The sequence below is a fragment of the Variovorax sp. F042 genome (assembly GCF_057814215.1).
The window spans coordinates 1-5,843 of the sequence record NZ_JBVASX010000027.1 but is presented as its reverse complement, the minus strand read 5'-3'; the positions used below and the strand labels follow the sequence as shown (position 1 = coordinate 5,843).

Annotated in this window: 2 tRNA genes and 3 rRNA genes; all 5 read left to right on the top strand. The window is 50.5% G+C overall.

The window, feature by feature from the left end:
• The first annotated feature begins 553 nt into the window (after positions 1 to 553).
• The 5 genes from ACZYSP_RS35200 (at position 554) to rrf (ending at position 5,793) form a co-directional block, all read left to right on the top strand.
• Positions 554 to 2,088: ribosomal RNA gene (locus ACZYSP_RS35200) — 16S ribosomal RNA — on the top strand.
• A gap of 88 nt (positions 2,089 to 2,176) precedes the next feature.
• Positions 2,177 to 2,253, top strand: a tRNA-Ile gene (locus ACZYSP_RS35195).
• Between the two features lie 30 nt (positions 2,254 to 2,283).
• Positions 2,284 to 2,359: transfer RNA gene (locus tag ACZYSP_RS35190), tRNA-Ala, on the top strand.
• A 320-nt stretch (positions 2,360 to 2,679) separates the two neighbouring features.
• Positions 2,680 to 5,552 (top strand): 23S ribosomal RNA (locus ACZYSP_RS35185).
• Positions 5,553 to 5,680: 128 nt separating this feature from the next.
• Positions 5,681 to 5,793 (top strand): 5S ribosomal RNA (rrf, locus tag ACZYSP_RS35180).
• Together the 16S, 23S and 5S rRNA genes with 2 tRNA genes alongside form the textbook arrangement of a ribosomal RNA operon.
• Positions 5,794 to 5,843 lie beyond the last annotated feature (50 nt).

Genomic DNA, 5,843 nt, shown 5'->3' with positions numbered 1-5,843 from the left:
GAGGCAGTTGATGCTTCTTCTGGGGCGTTGATTGTTGGCGGTGAAGAAAGTCTTCGAAAGTTGACGCAGTTTGAAAAAACGGTGCATAATCGAAGGCTTCGCTGAAACGGCTTCAGCGGCTTGCGACGGAAGTTGCGGGTTGCGAAAAGAAGCTGGTGGGAGGCGAAGAAAGAGTTGAAAAGTTTGGTTGGACTTTAAAAGTCGTGCTAGACTGCAAGGCTCCGCTGAAACAGCTTCAGCAGCTTGCGACGAAGGTTGCGGGATGCGAATAAGAAGATGTTGAAAGCGAAAAAAGTTTGACGATTCTTTAAAAATCGTGATAGACTACAAGGCTTCGCTGATCGCAGCAAAGCAAACGAAGTCAACGCAAAGTTGCTTCGAGGTTCGTTAAAAATCTACAGCCGATAAGCGTGGGCGTTTGAAGGTAATTGCGTAAGTTCTTCGGAACAAGTCGCAAGACTTAAAAACGCTCATGAGAATAGAAGTGAAGTTCACTTCAATTTCTTTTTTTATGAGTTTTGCCTCATCGCGAGATGGGGCGCAAATCAAGATCGAACTATAGAGTTTGATCCTGGCTCAGATTGAACGCTGGCGGCATGCCTTACACATGCAAGTCGAACGGCAGCGCGGGAGCAATCCTGGCGGCGAGTGGCGAACGGGTGAGTAATACATCGGAACGTGCCCAATCGTGGGGGATAACGCAGCGAAAGCTGTGCTAATACCGCATACGATCTACGGATGAAAGCAGGGGATCGCAAGACCTTGCGCGAATGGAGCGGCCGATGGCAGATTAGGTAGTTGGTGAGGTAAAGGCTCACCAAGCCTTCGATCTGTAGCTGGTCTGAGAGGACGACCAGCCACACTGGGACTGAGACACGGCCCAGACTCCTACGGGAGGCAGCAGTGGGGAATTTTGGACAATGGGCGAAAGCCTGATCCAGCCATGCCGCGTGCAGGATGAAGGCCTTCGGGTTGTAAACTGCTTTTGTACGGAACGAAACGGCCTTTTCTAATAAAGAGGGCTAATGACGGTACCGTAAGAATAAGCACCGGCTAACTACGTGCCAGCAGCCGCGGTAATACGTAGGGTGCAAGCGTTAATCGGAATTACTGGGCGTAAAGCGTGCGCAGGCGGTTATGTAAGACAGTTGTGAAATCCCCGGGCTCAACCTGGGAACTGCATCTGTGACTGCATAGCTAGAGTACGGTAGAGGGGGATGGAATTCCGCGTGTAGCAGTGAAATGCGTAGATATGCGGAGGAACACCGATGGCGAAGGCAATCCCCTGGACCTGTACTGACGCTCATGCACGAAAGCGTGGGGAGCAAACAGGATTAGATACCCTGGTAGTCCACGCCCTAAACGATGTCAACTGGTTGTTGGGTCTTCACTGACTCAGTAACGAAGCTAACGCGTGAAGTTGACCGCCTGGGGAGTACGGCCGCAAGGTTGAAACTCAAAGGAATTGACGGGGACCCGCACAAGCGGTGGATGATGTGGTTTAATTCGATGCAACGCGAAAAACCTTACCCACCTTTGACATGTACGGAATTCGCCAGAGATGGCTTAGTGCTCGAAAGAGAACCGTAACACAGGTGCTGCATGGCTGTCGTCAGCTCGTGTCGTGAGATGTTGGGTTAAGTCCCGCAACGAGCGCAACCCTTGTCATTAGTTGCTACATTCAGTTGGGCACTCTAATGAGACTGCCGGTGACAAACCGGAGGAAGGTGGGGATGACGTCAAGTCCTCATGGCCCTTATAGGTGGGGCTACACACGTCATACAATGGCTGGTACAAAGGGTTGCCAACCCGCGAGGGGGAGCTAATCCCATAAAACCAGTCGTAGTCCGGATCGCAGTCTGCAACTCGACTGCGTGAAGTCGGAATCGCTAGTAATCGTGGATCAGAATGTCACGGTGAATACGTTCCCGGGTCTTGTACACACCGCCCGTCACACCATGGGAGCGGGTTCTGCCAGAAGTAGTTAGCTTAACCGCAAGGAGGGCGATTACCACGGCAGGGTTCGTGACTGGGGTGAAGTCGTAACAAGGTAGCCGTATCGGAAGGTGCGGCTGGATCACCTCCTTTCTGGAAACAAGCAATTTAATTTAAACGCCCACACTTATCGGTTGTTGGAAGAAGTCGGTTGTCTTCAATTTGAAGATGATTGGCGAATGGGTCTGTAGCTCAGCTGGTTAGAGCACCGTCTTGATAAGGCGGGGGTCGTTGGTTCGAGCCCAACTAGACCCACCAAATCTTCTGATATCTCGTGTGAGAGTTTGAGGGGGATTAGCTCAGCTGGGAGAGCACCTGCTTTGCAAGCAGGGGGTCGTCGGTTCGATCCCGTCATCCTCCACCAATAACTCGATACTTATTCAACACCAAAGCGGCTTCCTGCGAAAGCATGAGGCTTCTTTGTTGTTGATCAGGATCTCTTGATCAATCGGCTGTTCTTTAAAAATTCATAGAGTCGAATCAGCGTTGCTGATGGAAACTGCACATTCGTAAAGGTTTAGTGCAGACCGTGCCATCAGCAACATAGAATTTTTGATTGCGTCAAAAGAAACTTCAATTTCGAGTCAAATCGAATTTTGAATGTAACGGCATAACGCGCCAGGTGAAAGACCTGGCAATTCCTTGATTGACTTTGGTTTCCGTGAGGAAACGTCAAAGTTATAGGGTCAAGTGAATAAGAGCACGTGGTGGATGCCTTGGCAATGATAGGCGACGAAGGACGTGATAGCCTGCGATAAGCTTCGGGGAGCTGGCAAATTAGCTTTGATCCGGAGATTTCCGAATGGGGAAACCCACCGAAAGGTATCGCATGATGAATACATAGTCATGCGAGGCGAACCGGGTGAACTGAAACATCTCAGTAGCTCGAGGAAAAGACATCAACCGAGATTCCGAAAGTAGTGGCGAGCGAAATCGGAGAAGCCTGTTAGTGATAGCACAAGACATAACGGAACAGCTTGGAAAGGCTGGCCATAGCGGGTGATAGCCCCGTACGTGAAATGACCTGTGTGGTACTGAGCTAACGACAAGTAGGGCGGGACACGAGAAATCCTGTCTGAATATGGGGGGACCATCCTCCAAGGCTAAATACTCATCATTGACCGATAGTGAACTAGTACCGTGAGGGAAAGGCGAAAAGAACCCCGGGAGGGGAGTGAAATAGATCCTGAAACCGCGTGCTTACAAAAAGTAGGAGCCTCGTAAGGGGTGACTGCGTACCTTTTGTATAATGGGTCAGCGACTTACATTCAGTGGCAAGGTTAACCGAATAGGGAAGCCGTAGAGAAATCGAGTCCGAATAGGGCGATCAGTCGCTGGGTGTAGACCCGAAACCAAGTGATCTATCCATGGCCAGGATGAAGGTGCCGTAACAGGTACTGGAGGTCCGAACCGACTAGTGTTGCAAAACTAGCGGATGAGCTGTGGATAGGGGTGAAAGGCTAAACAAACTTGGAAATAGCTGGTTCTCTCCGAAAACTATTTAGGTAGTGCCTCAAGTATTACCATCGGGGGTAGAGCACTGTTTTGGCTAGGGGGTCATGGCGACTTACCAAACCAAGGCAAACTCCGAATACCGATGAGTACAGCTTGGGAGACAGAGCACCGGGTGCTAACGTCCGGACTCAAGAGGGAAACAACCCAGACCGCCAGCTAAGGTCCCTAAAATTGGCTAAGTGGGAAACGAAGTGGGAAGGCTAAAACAGTCAGGATGTTGGCTTAGAAGCAGCCATCATTTAAAGAAAGCGTAATAGCTCACTGATCGAGTCGTCCTGCGCGGAAGATGTAACGGGGCTAAGCCAGTTACCGAAGCTGCGGATTTGCAATTTATTGCAAGTGGTAGGAGAGCGTTCTGTAAGCCTGTGAAGGTGCGTTGTAAAGCGTGCTGGAGGTATCAGAAGTGCGAATGCTGACATGAGTAGCGTTAAAGGGGGTGAAAAGCCCCCTCGCCGTAAGCGCAAGGTTTTCTACGCAACGTTCATCGGCGTAGAGTGAGTCGGCCCCTAAGGCGAGGCAGAGATGCGTAGCTGATGGGAAACAGGTCAATATTCCTGTACCGATATATAGTGCGATGTGGGGACGGATCTTAATAGGTCATCCGGGTGTTGGATATCCCGGTTTAGTTGGATGTAGGCGTGCATTAGGCAAATCCGGTGCACATATACCGAGGCCAACGATCGAGCCAGCTTGCTGGTGAAGTGACTGAACGAGGTTCCAGGAAAAGCCACTAAGCTTCAGCTATATACGACCGTACCGCAAACCGACACTGGTGCGCGAGATGAGTATTCTAAGGCGCTTGAGAGAACTCAGGAGAAGGAACTCGGCAAATTGACACCGTAACTTCGGAAGAAGGTGTGCCCTATTAGTGTGAAGTGAACAACGGAGCATGAATGGGTTGCAAAAAATCGGTGGCTGCGACTGTTTATTAAAAACACAGCACTCTGCAAACACGAAAGTGGACGTATAGGGTGTGACGCCTGCCCGGTGCTGGAAGATTAAATGATGGGGTGCAAGCTCTTGATTGAAGTCCCAGTAAACGGCGGCCGTAACTATAACGGTCCTAAGGTAGCGAAATTCCTTGTCGGGTAAGTTCCGACCTGCACGAATGGCGTAACGATGGCCACACTGTCTCCTCCTGAGACTCAGCGAAGTTGAAATGTTTGTGATGATGCAATCTCCCCGCGGAAAGACGGAAAGACCCCATGAACCTTTACTGTAGCTTTGTATTGGACTTTGAACAGATCTGTGTAGGATAGGTGGGAGGCTTTGAAGCAGGGTCGCTAGATCTTGTGGAGCCAACGTTGAAATACCACCCTGGTGTGTTTGAGGTTCTAACCTAGGTCCATTATCTGGATCGGGGACAGTGCATGGTAGGCAGTTTGACTGGGGCGGTCTCCTCCCAAAGCGTAACGGAGGAGTTCGAAGGTACGCTAGTTACGGTCGGACATCGTGACGATAGTGCAATGGCATAAGCGTGCTTAACTGCGAGACTGACAAGTCGAGCAGATGCGAAAGCAGGACATAGTGATCCGGTGGTTCTGTATGGAAGGGCCATCGCTCAACGGATAAAAGGTACTCTGGGGATAACAGGCTGATACCGCCCAAGAGTTCATATCGACGGCGGTGTTTGGCACCTCGATGTCGGCTCATCTCATCCTGGGGCTGTAGCCGGTCCCAAGGGTATGGCTGTTCGCCATTTAAAGAGGTACGTGAGCTGGGTTTAAAACGTCGTGAGACAGTTTGGTCCCTATCTTCCGTGGGCGCTGCAGATTTGAGGAAGCCTGCTCCTAGTACGAGAGGACCGGAGTGGACACACCTCTGGTGTATCGGTTGTCACGCCAGTGGCATTGCCGAGTAGCTAAGTGTGGAAGAGATAACCGCTGAAAGCATCTAAGCGGGAAACTCGTTTCAAGATGAGATCTGCCGGGGCCTTGAGCCCCCTAAAGAGTCGTTCAAGACCAGGACGTTGATAGGTCAGGTGTGGAAGCGCAGTAATGCGTTAAGCTAACTGATACTAATTGCTCGTGCGGCTTGACCCTATAACTTTGATCAGTCTGATCAAGGTGTTATGCCAAGTTGACGCATTCAAAACAATTCGCCAAAAGCTGATTCCAAACTCTATGAATTCGTTTGATTGATCATCTGATCAGTCAGACAACCCTTTATGCCTGATGACCATAGCGACGTGGTACCACTCCTTCCCATCCCGAACAGGACAGTGAAACGCGTCAGCGCCGATGATAGTGCGGGTTCCCGTGTGAAAGTAGGTCATCGTCAGGCTCTTACAGCCCAGAAACCCCCAGTCAGAAATGACTGGGGGTTTTTGCTTT